This is a genomic window from Streptomyces sp. NBC_01571, assembly GCF_026339875.1.
In the GTDB taxonomy this organism is placed as follows: Bacteria; Actinomycetota; Actinomycetes; order Streptomycetales; family Streptomycetaceae; genus Streptomyces.
Map to the genome: position 1 here is coordinate 371,022 of NZ_JAPEPZ010000002.1, position 19,964 is coordinate 390,985.

Here is a 19,964-nt window from a genome sequence, read left to right on the forward strand (position 1 = left end):
CCTCATGGCACGCGACTACTACGAGGTGCTCGGGGTGCCGCGCACCGCGAGTGCCGAGGAGATCCAGCAGGCCTTCCGCACGCTGGCGCGCAAGCACCACCCCGACGTCAACAAGGATCCGGGTGCCGAGGAGCGCTTCAAGGAACTCAACGACGCCTACAGCGCGCTCTCCGACCCCAAGACCCGGCAGCGCTACGACCGCTTCGGCGACGACTTCCGGCAGATCCCGGAGGACTACGACGAGCGGGTGGCCGCGGCGGCGGGCGCCCGCGGCGGCCGGGCCGGGTGGGCGGGCGGCGGCGGAGGCGGGGGGGTCCGCTTCCGGACCTCCGACGGCGCCGGCTTCGACGGCTCGGGCGTCGACTTCGAGGACCTGTTCGGCGGGATGTTCGGACGGGGCGGCGGAGGCGGCGGCTGGGGTCCGGTGCCCGGCGCCGACCAGGAGGCCGAGATCCAGCTCAGTGTCGAGGAGGCGTACCGGGGCGGAAGGCGCAGCATCACGCTGGGCGGCCCGAACGGACAGCGCAGTTACGACGTCACCATCCCGCGCGGTGTGGTGGACGGTCAGCGCATCCGGCTGGCCGGAGAGGGCGGCCGCGGCAGCGGCGACGGCCCGCCGGGCGACCTGTATCTCCGGGTGCGCATCAAGCCCGACGGACGTTTCCGTCTGGAGGGGCGGGACATCCACGTGGTCGCCCCGGTGACGCCGTGGGAGGCGGTGCTCGGCGCTACCGTGCCGGTGCCCACCCCCGGCGGCACGGCCAAGGTCACCATCCCCCCGAACTCGTCCAGCGGCCGCCGGCTCCGGCTGCGCGGCGAGGGCATGCCCAACCCGCGCGGCCACAACGGTGACCTCTACGCGGAGATCCGCATCATGGTGCCGCCGGAACCCACCGCCCGCGAACGCGAGCTCTTCGAGGAGCTGGCCGCGGTGTCCGCCTTCGACCCGAGGAGGCCCCGATGACCACCGCCCCCCGTCCCGGCGGCGCAAGCCGCCGCACCGCCACTCCGGCCGCCCCGCCGGTCCTCAACGTCCGGGTGCGCACCGCCACCCTCGGTCCGCCCCTGAGGCTCGGTCTCGACGCGGTCGCCCGCCGCACCGGCATCCACCCGGATCTCGTACGGCGGTTCGTCGCCCTCGGCCTCGTCGACGCCACCCGGGACGCGACAGGGCGGCTGTGGTTCGAACCGTCCGCTCCCATCGCCCTCGCCCGCATCCAACGTCTACGGGCCGCGCTCCCCCTCAACTACGCCTCCCTGGGTCTGGTGGTCGATCTGCTCGACCGGATCAGCGAGCTGGAGGACGCACTGAGGCGCAGCAATGCCGGCTCCAGGAGTGATGAATCGTGGATATGAACCGGCTCACCCAGAAGTCCCAGCAGGCGGTGCAGGAAGCGCAGACCATCGCCGGCCGGCTGCACCAGACCGAGGTCGACGGTGAGCATCTGCTGCTCGCCCTCCTCGACCAGCCGGACGGCCTGATAGCGCGCCTGGCCGAACAGATCGGTGCCGACACCCAGGCTCTGCGCTCCGCCCTCTCGGACGAACTGGCGCGCAGGCCGAAGGTCACCGGTCCCGGTGCCACGCCCGGTCAGGTGTACGTCACGCAACGGCTGGCCCGGGTGCTGGACTCGGCCGAGCAGGAGGCCAAGCGGCTCAAGGACGAGTACGTGTCGGTCGAGCACCTTCTGCTGGCGCTGGCGGGCGAGGGTTCCCAGACGGCCGCGGGACGCCTGCTCCAGAAGTTCGGCATCACCGAGGACGCGTTCCTGGCCGCGCTGACCCGGATCCGCGGCAACCAGCGCGTCACCTCGGCGACCCCCGAGGCGTCGTACGAGGCCCTGGAGAAGTACGGGCGTGATCTGGTGGCCGAGGCCCGCGGCGGCAGGATGGACCCGGTGATCGGCCGGGACGCGGAGATCCGCCGGGTGATCCAGATCCTGAGCCGCAAGACCAAGAACAACCCGGTGCTCATCGGCGACCCGGGCGTGGGCAAGACGGCCATCGTGGAGGGTCTGGCGCAGCGCATCGTACGGGGTGACGTGCCCGACGGTCTGCGCGACCGGACGATCTTCTCGCTCGACATGAGTTCCCTGGTGGCGGGCGCCAAGTACCGCGGCGAGTTCGAGGAACGGCTACAGGCCGTACTGAGCGAGGTCAAGGCGGCCGAGGGGCGCATCCTGCTCTTCGTCGACGAACTGCACACGGTCGTCGGCGCGGGCGGTGGTGCCGAGGGCGCCATGGACGCGGGGAACATGCTCAAGCCGATGCTGGCCCGCGGTGAACTGCACATGATCGGTGCGACGACCCTGGAGGAGTACCGCAAGCACGTCGAGTCGGACGCGGCGCTCGAACGCCGCTTCCAGCAGGTGCTCGTGGACGAGCCGAGCGTCGAGGACACCGTGTCCATCCTGCGCGGGCTGCGCGAGCGGCTTGAGGTCTTCCACGGTGTGAAGATCCAGGACACCGCGCTGGTCGCGGCGGCCACGCTCAGCCACCGGTACATCACCGACCGGTTCCTGCCCGACAAGGCCATCGACCTGGTCGACGAGGCGTGCGCACGGCTGCGGACCGAGATCGACTCCATGCCCGCCGAACTGGACGAGATCACCCGCCGGGTGACCCGGCTGGAGATCGAGGAGGCGGCGCTCGCCAAGGAGAGCGACCCGGCCAGCGCCAAGCGCCTGGAGGAGCTGCGCCGCGAACTGTCCGACCTGCGCGCCGAGTCCGACGCGATGCACGCCCAGTGGGACGCCGAACGCCAGGCCATCCGCCGGGTGCAGGAACTGCGCCAGGAACTGGAGCAGGTACGGCAGGAGGCCGAGGAGGCCGAACGCAGCTACGACCTCGATCGCGCCGCGGAACTGCGCTACGGCAGACTCACCGAGCTGGAACGCCGGCTGGCGGCCGAGGAGGAGCGGCTCGACTCCAAGCAGGGCGACAACCGGTTGCTGCGCGAGGTGGTGACCGAGGACGAGATCGCGGAGATCGTGGCGGCCTGGACGGGCATCCCGGTCACCCGACTGCAGGAGGGCGAGCGCGAGAAGCTGCTGCGGCTGGACGAGATCCTCACCGAGCGGGTGATCGGCCAGGAAGAGGCGGTCAAGCTGGTCGCCGACGCCATCATCCGGGCCCGTTCCGGCATCCGTGACCCGCGCCGGCCCATCGGCTCGTTCCTCTTCCTCGGCCCCACCGGCGTCGGGAAGACCGAACTCGCCAAGACGCTCGCCGCGGCGCTCTTCGACTCCGAGGAGAACATCGTCCGCCTGGACATGAGCGAGTACCAGGAGCGGCACACCGTCAGCAGGCTGGTCGGAGCGCCTCCGGGCTACGTCGGTTACGAGGAGGGCGGCCAGCTCACCGAGGCGGTGCGCCGCAAGCCGTACTCCGTGGTCCTGTTCGACGAGGTGGAGAAGGCCCACGCGGATGTGTTCAACACCTTGCTGCAGGTCCTCGACGACGGCCGCATCACCGACTCGCAGGGCCGAACGGTCGACTTCCGCAACACCGTGGTGATCATGACGTCCAACATCGGATCGGCGTACCTGCTGGACGGGGTGACCTCCGACGGCGAGATCAAGCCCGAGGCGCGGGCTCTGGTACTGAGCGAGCTGCAGAGCCACTTCCGGCCCGAGTTCCTCAACCGGATCGACGACGTCGTGCTGTTCAAGCCGCTGGGCCTGCCCCAGATCGAGCGCATCGTGGAGCTCCAGTTCACCGACCTGCGCAGGCGCCTGGCCGAACGGCAGATCACCGTCGAGCTCACGCACGCGGCGCTCGAACTCATCGCCCGGCAGGGCTTCGACCCCGTGTACGGAGCCCGCCCGCTGCGCCGGTACATCTCGCACGAGGTCGAGACACTCGTGGGCCGCGCGCTGATCCGCGGTGACGTGCAGGACGGATCGACGATCCGGGTCGACGCGCAGAACGGCGAACTGGTCGTCACCTACGGCGAACCGGCGGTGCCGGATGTCCGGAAGGCCGCGTGAGCGCGATGGGCACAAACCCGAGCGGGACCGTCACCTGCGACCGGTGCGGCCGCGGCAACCGGGTGCCGGCGGCGGCCGCGGGCACACCGCGCTGCGGGAACTGCCACGCCCCGCTGGCGTGGATCACCGAGGCCGGTGACGCGGACTTCGCGGAGGTCGCCGAGCAGGCGAAGCCGTACGTGCTCGTCGACCTGTGGGCCACCTGGTGCGGGCCCTGCCGGATGGTCAGCCCCGCGCTGGAGCAGGTCGCCCACCAGCTCGCCGGCCGGGTCAAGCTGGTCAAGGTCGACATCGACCGGAGTCCGCGGCTCTCCCAGCGGTTCCAGGTGCAGGCCGTGCCGACCCTGCTGCTGCTCGACAAGGGTGAGGTGGTCTCCCGGATGACGGGGGCGGCACCCGCGCCGGAGCTGAGGCAGTGGGTCGAGGACAGCCTGGCCGTCAGCGCATGAACCGCCCCCGGCGAAGGGTGGAGGAAGGAGGCCCACCATGGCCACCGTGCGGCCCGACCCGCACCTGTCGTACATCCGCTCCGTGACCCCGCGTACTCCGGACGGCTGCGACGAGTGCATGCACGTCGGCTCCACCTGGCTGCATCTCAGGATGTGCCTGACCTGCGGACATGTCGGTTGCTGCGACTCCTCGACGCTCCAGCACGCGCGGGCGCACGCCGCCACGGCCGGCCACCCCATCGTGCAGTCGTTCGAGCCGGGCGAGGACTGGCGCTGGTGCTACATCGACCGAGCCATGGTCTGAGGTGCGCCGGCACGGGGCCTGCGCTCCCCCGGTCAGCGCCAGTCGGGAGCGCCCGATGCCGGGGAGGCGAGGGTTTCGATCCTCGTCCGCAATTCCCGCATGACGGAGACGATGCGGGCCTCGTGCTCGTCCGTGAGCCGGGTGACGGGAACCGAGCAGCTGACGGCGTCCACGGCCGGTGTGTCGTAGCGCAGGGCGAAACCGAACCCGGCGATACCGGGCACCGTCTCCTCGCGTTCGACGGAGTAGCCGCGCTCACGCACCCGGGCGAGGTCCGCGAGCAGTGCGGCCCTGTCCGTGTGCGTGTTCTCCGTCAGGGCCTCCAACGGACCGGCGGGAAGCGGGAGTTCCTCGTCGAGGCGTTCGGCGAGCAGTGCCTTGCCGAGGGCGCCGGCGTGGGCCGGTACCCGGCGGCCGACCCGGCTGAGGGTGCGCGGGTACTCGTGGGACTCGCGGGTGGCGAGGTAGACGACGTTCGGACCGTCGAGCCGCGCCAGGTGGATGGTCTCGCCGAGCGTGTCCGAGGCCTCGTCGAGGCAGGGGCGCACCACCCGCACATGCGCGTCACCGTCGAGATAGCCGGTACCGGTGAGCAGGGCGCGGATCCCGATGCCGTAGAGGGAGCCGGTGGTGTCGGAACGTACCCAGCCGCAGTCGACGAGGGTCTGCAGCAGCTGGTACATGCTGCTGCGCGGCACCTTCAGTTCCGCCGCGAGTTCGTCCAGACGGGCAGGCTCGTCGCCGCGCCCGGCGAGCAGTTCCAGCAGGGCGACCGTGCGGGACGCCGACTTCACGGCGCGGACACCTCTGCTCTCGGACATGGGCCCCATCGTAGAACCGCCGCGCCGCCCCATTGACCCGCAATGGTTCACCCACCTAACCTTCATCTGCATACATAAACGTCATCTGCATATGAGGATGAGATTGATGGCACGGTTCAGCACGGAGGCCGAGGATGTGGCACGGCGGCTGCGGGACGGCATGGCGGGCGGGGTGCTGTCCTTCCCCGTCACGAGCTTCCGGGACGACGGCAGCCTCGATCCGGAGTCGTACCGCGCCTATCTGGCCGCCCAGCTCGCGACCGCGCCGGGCGCGGTCTTCCCCGCCTGCGGAACCGGTGAGTTCTTCTCCCTGGACGAGGACGAGTACCGCGCGGTCGTCACGGCCACGGTCGAGATCGCCGACGGGCGGCTGCCGGTGGTCGCGGGCATCGGCTACGGCTGGGCGCAGGCGCTGCGGTTCGCCCGGATCGCGGAGGAGGCCGGCGCGGACGCCGCGCTGGTGCTGCCGCACTACCTGGTCGCCGCCCCGCAGGACGGTCTGGTGGAGCAGCTGCGCCGGATCGCCGCCGGCACCTCCCTGCCACTCATCGCCTACCAGCGGGGACAGGTCGCCTTCAGCGCCGAGAGCCTGCGCCGGATCGCGGACATCCCCACGGTCATCGGTCTCAAGGACGGCCACAGCGACCTCGACCGTCTCCAGCGCCTCACGCTCGCCGCGCCCGACGGCTTCCTGTTCTTCAACGGCGCCTCGACCGCCGAGATCCAGGCCCGTGCCTACGCCACCGTGGGCGTGCCCTCGTACTCCTCCGCGGTCCACGCCTTCGCGCCGGACATCGCGAACGCCTTCTTCACCGCCCTGCGGGACAACGACGACGAGCGGACGACCGCGTTGCTGCGGGAGTTCTACGTCCCGCTGGTCGAGCTGCGCGACCGGGTGCCCGGCTACGCCGTCTCGCTGGTCAAGGCCGCCGCCCGGCTGCGCGGCCTGCCCGTCGGTCCGGTCCGGGCACCGCTCACCGACCCGGGCGCGGACGACCTCGTCGTTCTCGCGAAGATCCTCGACGCCGGGCAGCTCCTGACCCAATCCGCGCCCCGACCCGTCTGACCGGCCCCGGCACTCCGCCTCGGCCACCACCTCCCCCACTCACCCCGCACGCAAGGACTCCGAAGACCATGGGCATCAGCCGGCCGACCGTCACCGCGTTCTCCGTCTATCCGGTCGCGGGACGGGACTCCATGGAGCTGAACCTCTCCGGTGCGCACGGCCCCTACTTCACCCGCAACGTGGTCGTCCTCACGGACTCCGAGGGCCGCACCGGGCTCGGTGAGGTCCCGGGCGGGGAGAAGATCACACGGACCCTGCGGGACGCCGGGCCGCTGGTCGTCGGAGCGAAGGTGGGCGACTACCAGCGCGTCCTGCGCGAGATCGGGGCCCGGTTCGCCGACCGGGACTCCGGCGGACGCGGCGCCCAGACCTTCGACCTGCGGACCACCGTCCACGCCGTCACCGCCGTCGAGTCGGCGCTGCTCGACCTCCTCGGGCAGCACCTCGACGTACCCGTGGCGGCTCTGCTCGGTGACGGGCAGCAGCGTTCTTCCGTACGGGTCCTCGGCTATCTGTTCTACGTCGGTGACCCCGACCGCACCGACCTGGAGTACGTCCGTGAACCCGACGCCACCGTGGACTGGTACCGCATCCGCCACGAGGAGGCCCTGTCCCCCGGGGCGATCGTCCGCCAGGCCGAGGCCGCGTACGACCTCTACGGCTTCCGGGATTTCAAGCTCAAGGGCGGTGTCCTGCGGGGCGCCGAGGAGGTCGAGGCCGTACGGGCCCTGAAGGACCGCTTCCCCGAGGCGCGGGTCACCCTCGACCCGAACGGAGCGTGGTCGCTGCGCGAGGCGGTCGAGCTGTGCACGCCGCTGGTGAGCACCCTCGCCTACGCCGAGGACCCCTGCGGGGCCGAGGACGGCTACTCCGGGCGGGAGATCCTGGCCGAGTTCCGGCGTGCCACCGGTCTGCCCACGGCGACCAACATGATCGCCACCGACTGGCGGCAGCTGACCCACGCCCTGGCCCTGCAGTCGGTCTCCATCCCGCTGGCCGACCCGCACTTCTGGACCATGCGGGGCTCCGTCCGGGTGGCCCAGCTGTGCCACGCGACGGGACTGACCTGGGGCTGCCACTCCAACAACCACTTCGACATCTCGCTCGCGATGGTGACCCACTGCGGAGCCGCGGCTCCGGGCGCGTACAACGCCCTGGACACGCACTGGATCTGGCAGGAGGGGCTGGAGCGGCTCACCGTCGAGCCGCCGCGCATCGTCGACGGGGAGATCGCCGTCCCGGACGCCCCCGGGCTCGGGGTCCGCGTCGACATGGACCGGCTCCTCGCGGCCCACGACCTCTACCGGGAGAAGGCGCTGGGAGCGCGGGACGACGCGGTCGGGATGCGCTTCCTGGTCCCCGGGTGGGAATTCGACGCGAAGCGTCCGTGTCTGGTGCGTTGACCTCCGGCGTCCGGTGCGCCGGCCACCGGTGTCAGGCGTGCCGGCCACCGGTGTGCGACGCCTCCACCGTCGGCGTCAAGCGCGTTGACCACCGGATTTTTCCCCGCGCGAAGGGGTCCGTTGCCCATTCACCCTTCCGGGGAGGGACTTCGGCCTGACAGACTCCGGAGAGTGCGCGACTTCGACATGCTTGTCATAGGATCCGGCCCCGGTGGGCAGAAAGCCGCCATCGCCGCGGCCAAGCTCGGCCGCCGGGTCGCCGTCGTCGACCGGCCCGACATGGTCGGCGGGGTGTCCATCCACACCGGGACCATCCCCTCCAAGACCCTGCGCGAGGCGGTCCTCTACCTCACCGGTCTCACCCAGCGCGACATGTACGGCCAGAGCTACCGGCTCAAGGAGGACATCACCGTCGCCGACCTGACCGCGCGCACCCAGCACGTGGTCAGCCGCGAGGTCGACGTCATCCGCAATCAGCTCTCCCGCAACCACGTCTCCCTCTTCGCCGGCACCGGCCGCTTCGTGGACGACCACACCGTCGCCGTGACCGAAGCGAACGGCAACGACCAGCTGTTGACCGCCGAGCACATCGTGATCGCCACCGGCACCCGGCCGGCCCGGCCCGCCTCCGTCGAGTTCGACGGGCGCACGATCATGGACTCGGACAACGTCCTCAATCTGGAGCGGGTGCCACGCTCCATGGTCATCGTCGGGGCCGGTGTGATCGGCATGGAGTACGCCTCCATGTTCGCCGCCCTCGGCAGCAAGATCACGGTGGTCGAGAAGCGGTCCGCGATGCTCGACTTCTGCGATGTCGAGGTCATCGAGTCGCTGAAGTACCACCTGCGGGACCTGGCCGTCACCTTCCGCTTCGGGGAGACGGTCGCCGCGGTCGAGCGTCATCCACGCGGCACGCTCACCGTCCTGGAGAGCGGCAAGAAGATCCCCGCGGACACCGTGATGTACTCCGCCGGCCGACAGGGCCTCACCGACGAACTCGACCTGGACAAGGCGGGTCTGTCCGCCGACCCGCGCGGCCGGATCAAGGTCGACGAGAACTACCGCACCGAGGTGCCGCACATCTACGCCGTCGGCGACGTCATCGGCTTCCCGGCACTGGCCGCGACCTCGATGGAACAGGGACGTACGGCGGCGTACCACGCCTTCGGCGAACCGGTGCACCCGATGCACGACCTCCAGCCGATCGGCATCTACACCATCCCGGAGATCAGTTTCATCGGGCGCACCGAGGACCAGCTCACCGAGGACTGCGTGCCCTTCGAGGTCGGTGTCTCCCGCTACCGCGAACTGGCCCGGGGCCAGATCATCGGCGACTCGCACGGCATGCTCAAGCTGCTGGTCTCCCCGGACGACCGCAAACTGCTCGGCGTGCACTGCTTCGGCACCGGGGCCACCGAGCTGATCCACATCGGCCAGTCGGTGATGGGATGCGGCGGCACCGTCGACTACCTGGTCGACGCGGTGTTCAACTACCCGACGCTGGCGGAGTCCTACAAGGTCGCCGCCCTGGACGCCACCAACAAGATCCGTCAGATCGACCGGCTCAAGGACTGACCGGCCGCGGCCGGGCGGCGGGGCGGGGCGGGGCGGGAACGTCGCGCCCCGCCGTCACCTCATCGTGCCCCTCCCGCCGCCCGTCAGGTGTCCTGGGCCTGGTCGAGAGGCGGGGTGCCATGGGTGTGGAAGGACTCGATGGTCTTCAGACCCCACGCCTGTCCCCTGGCCCGCTCGGCCTCGGTCCAGGTGATCAGCGGCCAGTCGGGGGCCAGGACGAGACGGGTGAGCGGGTTGCACAGTTCGACGCGGTTGCCGCCCGGCTCGTAGACGTACAGGAAGAACGTCTGCTGGATGGCGTGCTTGTGCGGGCCGGTCTCGATGAACACGCCGGTGTCGAGGGCGAGGTCGGCGGCGCGCAGGATGTCCTCACGGGTGTCGGTCGCGAACGCGATGTGGTGCAGCCGCCCGCGCGCACCGGTCCGGTCCTCGCTGTGGACGACGTCGTACGACTTGTTCGTGAACGTCAGCCACTTCGCGGCGATCCTCCCGACGTCGAGCCGGATCTGCTCGGTCGGCCGGGCGCCGAGCAGACGCTGGTGGAAGTCCGCGTTGGCGGCGACGTCGGCCGCGAGGTAGTTGACGTGGTCCAGACGCCGTACGGCCACGCCGTGGCCCGGCTTGGCCTGGGGCTGGTTCTTCAGGCCCGGCCTGAGCTCGTCGGGGGCCCGGTACCACTCCGACTCCCAGTACAGGGCGATCTCGTGGCCATCGGGGTCGGTGGTGACGTACAGCGGGCCGAGGCCCGGCTCGTCCTCCACCCAGCGGCCCTCGTGACCCGCGGTCTCCAACTCCTCGACCCTGCGCCGCAGTGCCTCCTCGCTGGAGGCGCGCAGCGCGGTGCGGCGCAGACCCGAGGTCTCGTGCGCGGTGAGGACCAGGCTGTGGTGCTCGTAGTCGTCCCAGGTCCGCAGATAGACCGAGTCACCGCGCCTGCCGTTGACCGTCAGGCCGAGATAGTCGGTGAAGAACCGGAGACTTCCGTCCGGGTCCGGGGTGAGCAGTTCGACATGCCCGAGGTGGGCGATGTCGCCGAGGGGCGGGGCCATCCAGGTCTCCTCACAGATGAGGTGCGGCTGCGGCCGGCCGGGGGAAGACCGTGCCGTCGAAGATCTTTCGTGCGGTACGGACGACGGCGGTGCGCCGGGCCACCGGGGCGCCGCCGGCGCGCTGGTCGACGGCGGATTCGATGTCGAGGAATCCCGCGGGGTGCTCGATCCGCAGCAGGTCCCCGTGCGCGGGCAGCCGGGCGACGCGCTCGCCCACACCGCCCCCGACACGCAGCCCCGCGGCGACTCCGGCGGCGCCGAGCACACCGATGGACGGGTGACAGCGCACCGGGATGAAGGTACGGGTCATGACCGCTCCCCCGTGCAACGGCGGGGCGAGCAGGCTGAGTTTGGGAACGGTGGCCGCTTCCGCGTCACCGAGGCCCATCAGCTTCCCGGCCTCCAGCCGGATCGCGCGCAGCCGGTCGGCGAGCGCGCCGTCCTCCTCCAGGTCCCCGGGTTCCTCGTAGCCGGTGACGTGCAGGGCGGACGCGGCGATCAGTACGGTCGGCATCCCGTTGTCGACGCAGGTGACCGGGGTGTCGGCCGCGATGTCGCGGGCGTGCCCGGTGGGCAGCAGCGGACGGGTGCCCGGCGGGAACTCGACCACCACGGGGGCGGCGGTCCCCGGCACGCCGGAGATCTCGGCCGTACCGGTGTAGTCGACGCGCCCGCCGGGCGTGGCGAAGGTGGCGACGGCGAGGTCCCCGGAGTTGACCATGCGGATCCGTACGGAGGTCCGCTCCTCCCCCGCCGCGACCAGTCCGCGTTCGACGGCGAACGGGCCGACCCCGGCCAGCAGGTTGCCGCAGTTCTGCCGGTCGGAGACCTCGGGCCGGTCGACGCCGACCTGGAGGAACAGGTACTCGACGTCCGCCTCGGGGCCGGCCGACGCGGAGACCACGGCCACCTTGCTGGTCAGCGGGTGCGCTCCGCCGAGGCCGTCGATCTGCCGCGGGTCGGGGCTGCCCATGACCCGCAGCAACAGGTCGTCGCGCGCGCCGGGAACGGGCGGGAGGTCGTCCGCCAGGAAGTAGGCGCCCTTCGAGGTACCCCCGCGCACGAGCATGCAGCGGACTTCCTCGCCCGCGCTCATGACACGGTTCCGTCGCGGACGTCGGGGGCGCACTCCTCGTAGGACCGGTACCGCACGCCCAGTCGTACGAGGGTCTCGCGCAGGCCGTAGCGGTCCAGGCCCAACTGGCCCCCGGCGAAGGCGGTTCGGGTGGCGTCCTCCTTGGCGGCACGTGCCTCGGCCGCTCTGACTGCCGCGCCGGCCTGCTCGCGGGGCACGCACACCACGCCGTCGTCGTCGGCGACGATCACGTCCCCGGGCCGGACGATCTGGCCGCCCAGCACGACGGGTACGTTCACCGAGCCGGCCGTGGCCTTGACCGTGCCCCGGGCGCACACCGCCGTCGACCACACGGGGAAGCCCATGGCGCGCAGGTCGGCCGTGTCGCGTACCCCGGCGTCGATGACCAGGCCGCGCACCCCGCGGTGCTGGAGCGCGGTGGCGAACAGGTCGCCGACCATGCCGTCGGTGGAGGGCGAGGTGGTGGCGACGACGAGGATGTCGCCCGGCGCGCACTGCTCGACCGCCGCGTGGATCATGAGGTTGTCGCCGGGCGGGCACAGCGTGGTGACCGCGGTGCCCGCGATGCGTACGTCCTGCTGGATGGGCCTGAAGCCGGGACCGAGGCTTCCGCGGCGGCCCATGCCCTCGTGCACCGTGGCCACGCCGTAGCCGGTGAGCGCCTCGACGTCCTCGGCGTGCGCGCGCGGCGGATCGGTGATGATGAGACCGCTCACGCCAGTTCCTCCGTGACCTGCGGGTAGGGGCGCATGTAGGCCTCGCCGTAGGTGGCGTGGGGCAGGCCGACGTGGGGACCCGCGTTGCGCCTGAGCTGCACACCGCGTCGTTTTCCCAGGTCGGTGTAGTACTCCCACAGGTGCCGTTGGGTGTCCAGGCACTCCATGGCCGCGCGCTTGGCCTCCCACACCGGGGTGATGTCGAGGAGAACCTGCGGCCTGAAGCCGCACATCTCCGGCTGGTGCGGCTCGAAGAAGAACACCGGAGGGGCGCCGATGACCTCTCCCTCGGACGGATACCCGATGGCCTGGGCCAGGACGCGCGCGTCCAGCGCCATCCGAGCGGCCGCCGGGTGGTCGCCGTTGTAGGGGTCGTCCAACGGGTGGGTCAACACCACGTCGGGCCGGGTGTCCCGATAAACCCGTACGAGACGGTCGGTCAGGTCCTGGGTCACCGGCAGGGGGTAGTCGCCCGCGTCGAGGAAGCGGACCTCTGCACCCAGCGCCGCGGCGGCCGCCTCGGCCTCGGTACGGCGGATCTCCTTGATCTCCGCCAGTTTCCTGCCCTCGCGCCAGGCTTTGGCGGACTCACCGCGTTCCCCGTAGGTGAGGCAGGCGATGGTCACCTTCTCTCCGCGGGAGGCGGCCAGGGCGACGGCTCCCCCGGCCCGCCAGACGAAGTCCCCGGCGTGCGCGGTGATGACGAGCGTCGATCGTGGGGTGGTGGGCGCCTTGCCGTGCGTCATGGCACACATCTCCTTGATGGACGGGCCGGTCGGCCCACCTCCGAGACGTCATTGGCGCAGGGCGTCGATGACTCCCGCGAGGTGGCCGCGGACGGCCGCCTCGGCCGCCTGCGGGTCCCGGGCCCTGATCGCCTCGATCATGGCCAGGTGTTCGCTCAGGGACTGCTGGGGACGTCCGGGCCTCAGCGCGAGCAGGAAACGATGGCGCACCAGTTGTCCGTTGAGCCGCTCCAGCAGCTCGACGGCGACCGGCTGACCGGAGAACTCCCTGATCCGGCCGTGCAGTTCGTGGTTGAGCCCGGAGTAGACCAACGGCTCGCCGTCGGCGACCGCCTTCGACATCGCCGTTCCCAGGTCGGCCAGTTCGGTGAGCTGGGCCTCGGTGGCCGCGACGGCCGCCTTGGCCGCGCACAGGCCTTCGAGGGCCATGCGGCATTCGGTGATGGCCACCGCTTCCTCGACCGTCACCACCCGCACCCGCGAGCCGCGGTTGCGGATCCGCTCGACCAGCCCCTCCGACTCCAGCTCGATCAGCGCCGCCCGGACGCTGGCCCGGGTGACACCGAACCGCTCGGCGAGTTCGTGCTCCACGAGCCGTTGGGCCGGCGCCATCTCGCCCAGCAGGATCGCCTGCCGCAGCTGTGCCAGTGCGTGCTTCCTGGCCTGCTCGCCGGTGCCCGGACGGGCTTCCTTCGGCATCGTGCCCTCCCTGAGTGAGTGCCTGTCGAACGTAAATCCAGGCCGCGAAGATTGTCAACAATTTTGTCCGGTATGTTGCCGACACACGCTGTCCCGGGCGGCAAGCGCCCGTCACCTCCGGCTGCCGGCGGTGGTGCGAGAGCGGCGGTCCCACCCTGCCGTGCGGACGGCCCAGCGGCGCGCGGGGGTTCCGGAAAACACGTGAGCCCCGCCCTCCGAACCGGAGGGCGGGGCTGTGTGGAGCGCCGGGCAGGCCTTGCACCTGCATCTCCCCGCAGGAAGCGGGACGTCTTTCCTTGGACCACCAACGCCAGGCCCGCTACCGGAGATCCGGCGGCGTGCTCAAGATCGACTATAGCGGAGAAGCGCCGCGGGACACAACGCGGCGGTGGCGGCGGCCCGTTTCCTCACGGGCCTGTCGCCGGTTCCACCCGCTCGCGTGCCGCTCAACCCGCGTGCCGCGTGACGGTGAAGGTCGACGCCTTCGCGGAGAACGTCGTGCCGTGGTCCTTGGCGGTGACGAGGACCGCCATGTACCACGTCCCGGTGGGGATGTCGGCGGCGTCCTTCCGCCCGTCGACCGGGGCCCGGTAGGTGCACACCGACGTGGTCGCCGACGACGCCCGGCACGTGGCGTTCTCCACGGACGCCATCTCCGACGCCTTGGGCGCCAGGTGCGAACTCCTGGGCCAGGCAAGGACCTTCACGCTCCTGATGCCCGAGTCGTCGGACACGGACGTGGTGAACGTGAGGGCGTCGGTCCCGCCGTCCCCCAGGACCACCGGGTCCGAGGAGGACTTCCCGATCACCGGATCTCCCGTCGGACCTGCCGCGTCGGCGGTTCCGACGAGGGCGACGGTGGCAGCGACGCCGCCACCCAGGACGACGGCACCGGCGAGCGCGGACACGACGAGGCGCTTGGACATGTGTTTCCCCCATGACGAGAAGACCGACAGGCCGACCACCGCGCACGCGGGGCCGGTGGGGCACGATGCGGACCAAGCCGTGTGGCCTGTGGCCTGAACCGACGCTGACGGCCCATCAGCGTGCGGCGTTCGACGTGCATCGTGCCGTCTGAGGTCCATGGTGCGTGCCACCGGGGCTGCCCGGCATGAGTACGGCTACTCAACCCGTCTCGGTACGGTCTGCCAAAACTTCCGCCCGGCTGGGCGACCCGCGACCAACGGCAAGGATCGGGGCGGCCTCAGTCCGGGCAGTCCACCCTTCCGACGGAGCGTCTGCCGGGTGCCGGGTGCCGGGTGCCGGGTGCCGGGTGCCGGGTGCCGGGTGCGAACGGCTCGCCGCCAGGGCCGGTGCGGGTGGGGCGGTGGAGCCGCCCCCCTTCAGGTGCCGCTTCGACCGTGGAGACGGCGTGCGGCCCAGAACGGTCGGGAGCCGGACGAGTCGCCTGACGTCTCAAGGAGCGAAGACGGCCTGGTCCGTGCGGGTCTCGAAGCATTCCTTCCCGCCACCCGCCGCGGGGCTGAAGCATGCTTGCACGGACGTCCCGGGGCTGACCAGGCTCATGGTGGTGTGGACGTAGGTGTCGGCCTCGTTGCGGCTGGTGACGCGGGCGCCGCGGAGGGAGCCGTCCCGACCGCCCGCCCGAATCTCGACACGGTCGTCCACGACCGCGCCCCACATCCGGGCCCAGGTCGTGCCGCATTCCTCGCTGAAGCGAATCTGGATCCAGGCGCCCGACACGGTCTCGTGCTCGGCGAGGGTCACCGGGTCGGCGGCGCATTTCATCGTGATCGGGTCCTTGTTCTGACAGGCGGTGTGCCGGCAGAGCGCCCCGGTGGCCGCAGGGGGCGTGGGGGACGGTGACGCCTGCTTGCGAGGGGAAGAGGGAAGGTGGATGAGCACGAGCGCTCCCAGGACCACGGCGCAGACCGACGCGAGGGTGGTGAGGACGCTTACCCGCCGGTGCCCGGTCGGGCCGGTGCGGATGTGGCCGGCGTCGCTCGCGACTGCCTCGCCTTGGCCGGTGTCGCTCGGAACTGCCTCGCCTTGGCCGGTGTCGGGCGGGGCGGTGACGAGGGCCGCAGTCGGTGTGCCCGTTCGGGTGCCGGTGCGCTGTCGAGCCGGCGTATCCCGCGTCGGCCCACTGTCTTCTGTCCGGTCGGTAAGCCCCGTCCGGTCCGTAAGGTCCGTCCGTTCCGTCCGGGCGATGTCCAAGAGGGCCAACGGGTGGTCGACGGGTTCGCCGGCGAGACGGCACAACTCCGTTACCGCGCTGCGGGGTGGCAAGCTCTTGCCGTTGAGATAGCGCTCCCAGGACGACTTGCTGAAGGTGGTCGCGTTCGCGAGCTGCGCCAGGCTCAGACCGGTCCGCTGCTTCAACTGCTTGAGTGCTACGGCCAGTCGGGCGCCCGGGGGTGAGGGTGCGCTTGGGGTCATCCGCGCAACGCCTTCCAGGAACGCGGCCCCAGCATGCCGTCGACGTCCAGACCCGCGCGTTGCTGGAATGTCTTGACCGCCCGCAGCGTCAGCGGGCCGAACATGCCGTCGATCCCGCCGGGTGAGATGCCCGCCCGGCGCAGGAGACACTGCGCCTCGGCGACGTCGGCGCCTGTGGCGCCGTAGGAGATCTCGGTGTTCCGGGCGTTGTTGATGCCTGCCGACCAGCGGCCGTCGACGCGGGCGATGTGGCAGGTGTAGGACGGCGGCGGCGAAGCCTCAGTGGTGCTGGGCGGGGCGGCGACCGCCGCCGGGGTGCCGTCCTCGTCGAGGCGCAGTATGAGCAGCAGCGCCGCCAAGAAGGCCACGGTCAGGGCGACGACGCCTGCCGTGAGGGCGATGTGCGGGAAGCGGCCGGGGGACGGTCCGGTGGCGGGTGGCGCCGTGAGCACGATCGGTGTGGCCGGTGCCCCGGGATCCGGCCCCTTCGGCCCCGCCGGCTGCTCCTGCTCCTGCTCCTGTCCGGTGGGCTGCGACTGTGCGACGGGCCTGGCGCGGCGGCTGGCCCGGATGTCGGCGGCGATCTCGTGCAACGCGAGCAGGGGGACGGGGTCGGCCCCGGTGATGCGGGCCAGTGCCTCCACCGCCGCCTGGGGCGGCAGCGCCGTACCTCCCAGGTACCGCTCCCACGACTTGGCGCTGTAGCCGGTCTTGGCCGCGAGCTGGCGCATCGTCAGCTCGCCGTGGTCCTTCAGCCGGCGTAACCGCTCCACCAACTGCCTTGCGCAAGGGTCGAGTTCATCGGGCAGCGCCTTGGAGCGCGGCATGTTTCCCCCAATGCGGTCATCAGCGTGAACAGCGGCCCCCTCCGCTGCTGCGCATTCTGCATGAGCCCGACACATCTGTCACAGGTGTCCCACACTGCCGTCCCACCGGTTGCTGTCGTCGCAGGTCAGCAGGTCTGTCGTCCCGCAAGACCGCCACCTGTGCCACAGCCGTAGCCGACGCGACCGGGCGCCCACCACCTTTGGTCTCGCCACCTCCCCGCCAGGCGGGACAGGTGCCGACCCACGACCGAAAGAGGAACGCATGCGACCGAACGCTCTGGGCAGGACCATCGCCGGCCTCATCGCCGTTGCCGGCCTCGCCGCCGGCAGTGTGGCGACCGCGGGCACCGGCTACGCGGCGACCGCAACCACCACGCGGACGGCGGCGGTCGCACACCCCGCCACCGTGGCCGCGACGCAGAACTTCGGTCTGACCACGGCCGAGGCCAAGAACGTCCAGGAGTTCCTCGCGGACTACTGGGGATACACGGACTCCATCGACGGTCAGCTGGGCACCAACAGCTGGAAGGCCTTCCAGCGCTGCCTCGCAAGGTACTGGGGCTACACGGGCGCCATCGACGGGGACCCCGGCACCAACACCATCAAGGCGCTGCAGCGTCTGCTGGCGGACGACTACGGCTACACGGGCGCGATCGACGGCATCGCCGGAGCGGGCACCCGCGCGGCGTTCAAGCGCTTCGCCGCCTGACCGGTCCGACGTTCCCAACCGGTCCGACCGGTCCGACCGTTGGGTGGTCGGACCGGTCGGACCGTTGAGTGGTCGGACCGGTCGGACCGTTGAGTGGTCGGACCGGTCGGACCGTTGAGTCGACCGACCCGGCCCGTCCTTGCCCGGCGAGGACGGGCCGCGGACGCGTGTGCTCGCTCGTCACGCTCTCGTCCCCGCCGTCCTCCCGGACCCCTCGAACACGCGGACCGGGCTGGAAGACCCCGGACGAGCACGACCGCACATCACCGACGACGCGTCAGACGACGCTCCAGCAACCGAAGGAGAACCTCGCCGCCATGGGAAGACTCGCATTCCTCGTCCGCGCCGAAGACGAGGCCTCACGGCATCGGGACAGGCACCGCACCGGCACGGGGTGGCGGATCCGGGTCGGGACTTTCGCCGCCACCGCGGCGATGGTCTCGGCCGGCATCGTACTCGGTGCCGGTCCGGCGGCAGCGGCGCCGCCCGCGATCAAGCTGACCTCCGCGTCCTGTCCCAACGAGATCGTGCAGGGCCAGGCGAGCGGCTGCGTCACGGAGTTGCAGACCCTGCTCAACGCGCACGGCGCCGGTCTGGCGGTGGACGGTCAGTTCGGGCCGAGCACGCTCTACGCGGTCCGTGAGTTCCAGGCCGCCACCGCGATCGCCGTGGACGGACGGGTGGGCCCCGCGACCAAGAGCAAGCTGTATGCGACCGGCGGCTCGGCGCCCGCCCCCGTCAACCTCCGGTCCTCCTCCTGCCCCGCGAACATCGTCCAGGGCGACAAGAGCGGATGCGTCACCGAGCTCCAGCGGCTGCTGCGCCATCACGGCTACACGGTCGACGTGGACGGTGACTTCGGCGCCGGAACGGCGAGTGCCGTCCGCAGCTTTCAGTCCTCCTACGGCCTCACGGCCGACGGCCAGGTCGGCACCAACACCAAGCGGGCGCTGTACGACACCGACGAGTCACCGTCGACGAGCCTGGACCTGAGGTCGTCGTCCTGCCCGGACAACATCGTGGAGGGGCAGAGCGGCGGTTGCGTCGCCACGCTGCAGGCCCTGCTGAACGGCAAGGGCCAGAGCCTCGACGTCGACAGCAGCTTCGGCCCCCAGACGCTGGCGGCCGTGAAGGCGTTCCAGTCCGCGAGCGGTCTCACCGCCGACGGCGAGGTCGGTCCGAACACCAAAGCCGCCCTGTACTCGAACATCGGCGGTGGTGGTGGCAACGGCGCGCCCGCGCCGATCAACCTGAACTCCGCCTCGTGCCCGAACGAGATCGTCAAGGGGCAGCGCAGCGGCTGCGTCACCGAACTGCAGAGCCTGCTCAACCACCACGGTGCCGACATCGCCGTCGACGGCGGCTTCGGTCCGCTCACCGACAGCGCTGTCAGGGACTTCCAGGCCGAGAAGGGTCTCTCGGTCGACGGCCATGTGGGACCGAACACCAAGGCCGCACTGTACGGCGCCGTCACCCCGCCGTCGTCGCCCCCGCCCGGCGGTGGCTACGGCAAGATCCTCGACGTGGCCGAGGGCGAGGTCGGCACGGTCGAGGGCAGCGCCCGCGCGAACAGCTACGGCTCGGCTGTGGGTCTCTCGCTGTCCACCAGCAGCTACGCCTGGTGCGCGACCTTCGTGAGCTGGGTGGCCAAGCAGACCGGGGCCAGCTCCTACCGCAACTCCTATGTCTCGGGCTGGGTCAAGCAGGCGCGGGCCGGCAACTACCACCTGTCGGTGACGACCAGCCCGCAGCCCGGTGACATCGTGGCCTTCGACTGGGACGGCGGAAGCGACTTCACCGGCGGCAACGAGCACATAGGCATCGTGCGGACGGTGTCCGGGTCGTCCTTCACCACTGTCGAGGGCAACACGGGCAACCCCAACGGCGGCAGCGACGGGGTCTATGTCAAGTCCCGGGCCACGAACAGCGGTTACGACGTGGTGTTCATCCGGGTCCGCTGACCTGCTCCGCCGGGGTTCTCGGCAGCTCGCGCTCGGATACGGCGGACTCCCCGGAACTCCGGCCCCGGGGGCTGGGGGGGTGAGGTGGGAGCCATGGCCGCCGCAGTGGAGGAGGTCGTGGCGGCCGGGGTGGGACGGCGTTGCGTGCGGCTGG

19 protein-coding genes are annotated in these 19,964 nt (G+C 71.1%); 10 read left to right on the plus strand and 9 right to left on the minus strand.

Features of this window, described 5'->3' with window-relative positions:
* The first annotated feature begins 4 nt into the window (after window positions 1-4).
* The 5 genes from OHB41_RS44845 to OHB41_RS44865 are packed head-to-tail and all read left to right on the plus strand — an operon-like array spanning window position 5 to window position 4,742.
* On the plus strand, window positions 5-964 hold the full coding sequence (locus tag OHB41_RS44845) for a DnaJ C-terminal domain-containing protein (protein WP_266707297.1): 960 nt from the start codon (window positions 5-7) through the stop codon (window positions 962-964).
* Window positions 961-1,356: a chaperone modulator CbpM gene (locus OHB41_RS44850; protein WP_266707299.1), complete on the plus strand. Its 396-nt coding sequence runs from the start codon at window positions 961-963 to the stop codon at window positions 1,354-1,356. Before OHB41_RS44845 ends, OHB41_RS44850 begins: the two co-directional genes overlap by 4 nt.
* Window positions 1,347-3,989, plus strand: coding sequence for an ATP-dependent chaperone ClpB (gene clpB, locus OHB41_RS44855; RefSeq protein WP_266707301.1), 2,643 nt, complete (start codon window positions 1,347-1,349; stop codon window positions 3,987-3,989). The genes OHB41_RS44850 and clpB overlap by 10 nt, the downstream gene beginning before the upstream one ends.
* A gap of 5 nt (window positions 3,990-3,994) precedes the next feature.
* Complete coding sequence (gene trxA / locus OHB41_RS44860; protein ID WP_266707303.1) at window positions 3,995-4,438, plus strand: thioredoxin; 444 nt, start codon at window positions 3,995-3,997, stop codon at window positions 4,436-4,438.
* A 37-nt stretch (window positions 4,439-4,475) separates the two neighbouring features.
* On the plus strand, window positions 4,476-4,742 hold the full coding sequence (locus OHB41_RS44865; protein ID WP_266707305.1) for a UBP-type zinc finger domain-containing protein: 267 nt from the start codon (window positions 4,476-4,478) through the stop codon (window positions 4,740-4,742).
* A 32-nt stretch (window positions 4,743-4,774) separates the two neighbouring features.
* Here the strand turns inward: OHB41_RS44865 and OHB41_RS44870 are convergent, their stop codons facing one another.
* Window positions 4,775-5,563 carry an IclR family transcriptional regulator gene (locus tag OHB41_RS44870; RefSeq protein WP_266707307.1) on the minus strand — a complete coding sequence of 263 codons (789 nt, stop codon included), beginning with the start codon at window positions 5,561-5,563 and terminating at the stop codon, window positions 4,775-4,777.
* A 106-nt stretch (window positions 5,564-5,669) separates the two neighbouring features.
* Here OHB41_RS44870 and OHB41_RS44875 point away from each other — a divergent pair, with 106 nt between their 5' ends.
* The 3 genes from OHB41_RS44875 to sthA all read left to right on the plus strand — a co-directional run bounded on the left by OHB41_RS44875 (window position 5,670) and on the right by sthA (window position 9,607).
* The gene (locus OHB41_RS44875) at window positions 5,670-6,629 is read left to right on the plus strand and encodes a 5-dehydro-4-deoxyglucarate dehydratase (protein ID WP_266707309.1); all 960 of its coding nucleotides are present in this window, start codon (window positions 5,670-5,672) and stop codon (window positions 6,627-6,629) included.
* A gap of 74 nt (window positions 6,630-6,703) precedes the next feature.
* Window positions 6,704-8,032 carry an enolase C-terminal domain-like protein gene (locus OHB41_RS44880; RefSeq protein ID WP_266708347.1) on the plus strand — a complete coding sequence of 443 codons (1,329 nt, stop codon included), beginning with the start codon at window positions 6,704-6,706 and terminating at the stop codon, window positions 8,030-8,032.
* Between the two features lie 171 nt (window positions 8,033-8,203).
* On the plus strand, window positions 8,204-9,607 hold the full coding sequence (sthA, locus tag OHB41_RS44885; RefSeq protein WP_266707311.1) for a Si-specific NAD(P)(+) transhydrogenase: 1,404 nt from the start codon (window positions 8,204-8,206) through the stop codon (window positions 9,605-9,607).
* A gap of 83 nt (window positions 9,608-9,690) precedes the next feature.
* Here the strand turns inward: sthA and OHB41_RS44890 are convergent, their stop codons facing one another.
* The 8 genes from OHB41_RS44890 to OHB41_RS44925 all read right to left on the minus strand — a co-directional run bounded on the left by OHB41_RS44890 (window position 9,691) and on the right by OHB41_RS44925 (window position 17,140).
* Entirely contained in the window at window positions 9,691-10,656 is a 966-nt protein-coding gene (locus OHB41_RS44890) for a catechol 2,3-dioxygenase (protein WP_266707313.1), read from the minus strand.
* A gap of 10 nt (window positions 10,657-10,666) precedes the next feature.
* Window positions 10,667-11,752: a 4-oxalomesaconate tautomerase gene (locus OHB41_RS44895; protein ID WP_266707315.1), complete on the minus strand. Its 1,086-nt coding sequence runs from the start codon at window positions 11,750-11,752 to the stop codon at window positions 10,667-10,669.
* Window positions 11,749-12,468, minus strand: coding sequence for a 4-carboxy-4-hydroxy-2-oxoadipate aldolase/oxaloacetate decarboxylase (locus tag OHB41_RS44900; protein WP_266707317.1), 720 nt, complete (start codon window positions 12,466-12,468; stop codon window positions 11,749-11,751). Before OHB41_RS44900 ends, OHB41_RS44895 begins: the two co-directional genes overlap by 4 nt.
* Window positions 12,465-13,214, minus strand: a complete 750-nt coding sequence (locus tag OHB41_RS44905; RefSeq protein WP_266707319.1) for a PIG-L deacetylase family protein — start codon at window positions 13,212-13,214, stop codon at window positions 12,465-12,467. The genes OHB41_RS44900 and OHB41_RS44905 overlap by 4 nt, the downstream gene beginning before the upstream one ends.
* A 48-nt stretch (window positions 13,215-13,262) precedes the next feature.
* The gene (locus tag OHB41_RS44910) at window positions 13,263-13,913 is read right to left on the minus strand and encodes a GntR family transcriptional regulator (protein ID WP_266707321.1); all 651 of its coding nucleotides are present in this window, start codon (window positions 13,911-13,913) and stop codon (window positions 13,263-13,265) included.
* Between the two features lie 446 nt (window positions 13,914-14,359).
* On the minus strand, window positions 14,360-14,839 hold the full coding sequence (locus OHB41_RS44915) for a DUF5707 domain-containing protein (RefSeq protein WP_266707323.1): 480 nt from the start codon (window positions 14,837-14,839) through the stop codon (window positions 14,360-14,362).
* 490 nt (window positions 14,840-15,329) lie between these two features.
* Window positions 15,330-16,313 (minus strand): helix-turn-helix domain-containing protein, encoded by a 984-nt coding sequence (locus OHB41_RS44920; RefSeq protein ID WP_266707325.1) that lies wholly within the window; start codon window positions 16,311-16,313, stop codon window positions 15,330-15,332.
* Window positions 16,310-17,140, minus strand: a complete 831-nt coding sequence (locus OHB41_RS44925) for a peptidoglycan-binding protein (protein ID WP_266707327.1) — start codon at window positions 17,138-17,140, stop codon at window positions 16,310-16,312. Before OHB41_RS44925 ends, OHB41_RS44920 begins: the two co-directional genes overlap by 4 nt.
* 262 nt (window positions 17,141-17,402) lie before the next feature.
* Between OHB41_RS44925 and OHB41_RS44930 the strand changes: the two genes are divergently transcribed.
* On the plus strand, window positions 17,403-17,849 hold the full coding sequence (locus OHB41_RS44930; protein ID WP_266707329.1) for a peptidoglycan-binding domain-containing protein: 447 nt from the start codon (window positions 17,403-17,405) through the stop codon (window positions 17,847-17,849).
* Window positions 17,850-18,166: 317 nt separating this feature from the next.
* Window positions 18,167-19,810 carry a peptidoglycan-binding protein gene (locus OHB41_RS44935; protein ID WP_266707331.1) on the plus strand — a complete coding sequence of 548 codons (1,644 nt, stop codon included), beginning with the start codon at window positions 18,167-18,169 and terminating at the stop codon, window positions 19,808-19,810.
* Window positions 19,811-19,964 lie beyond the last annotated feature (154 nt).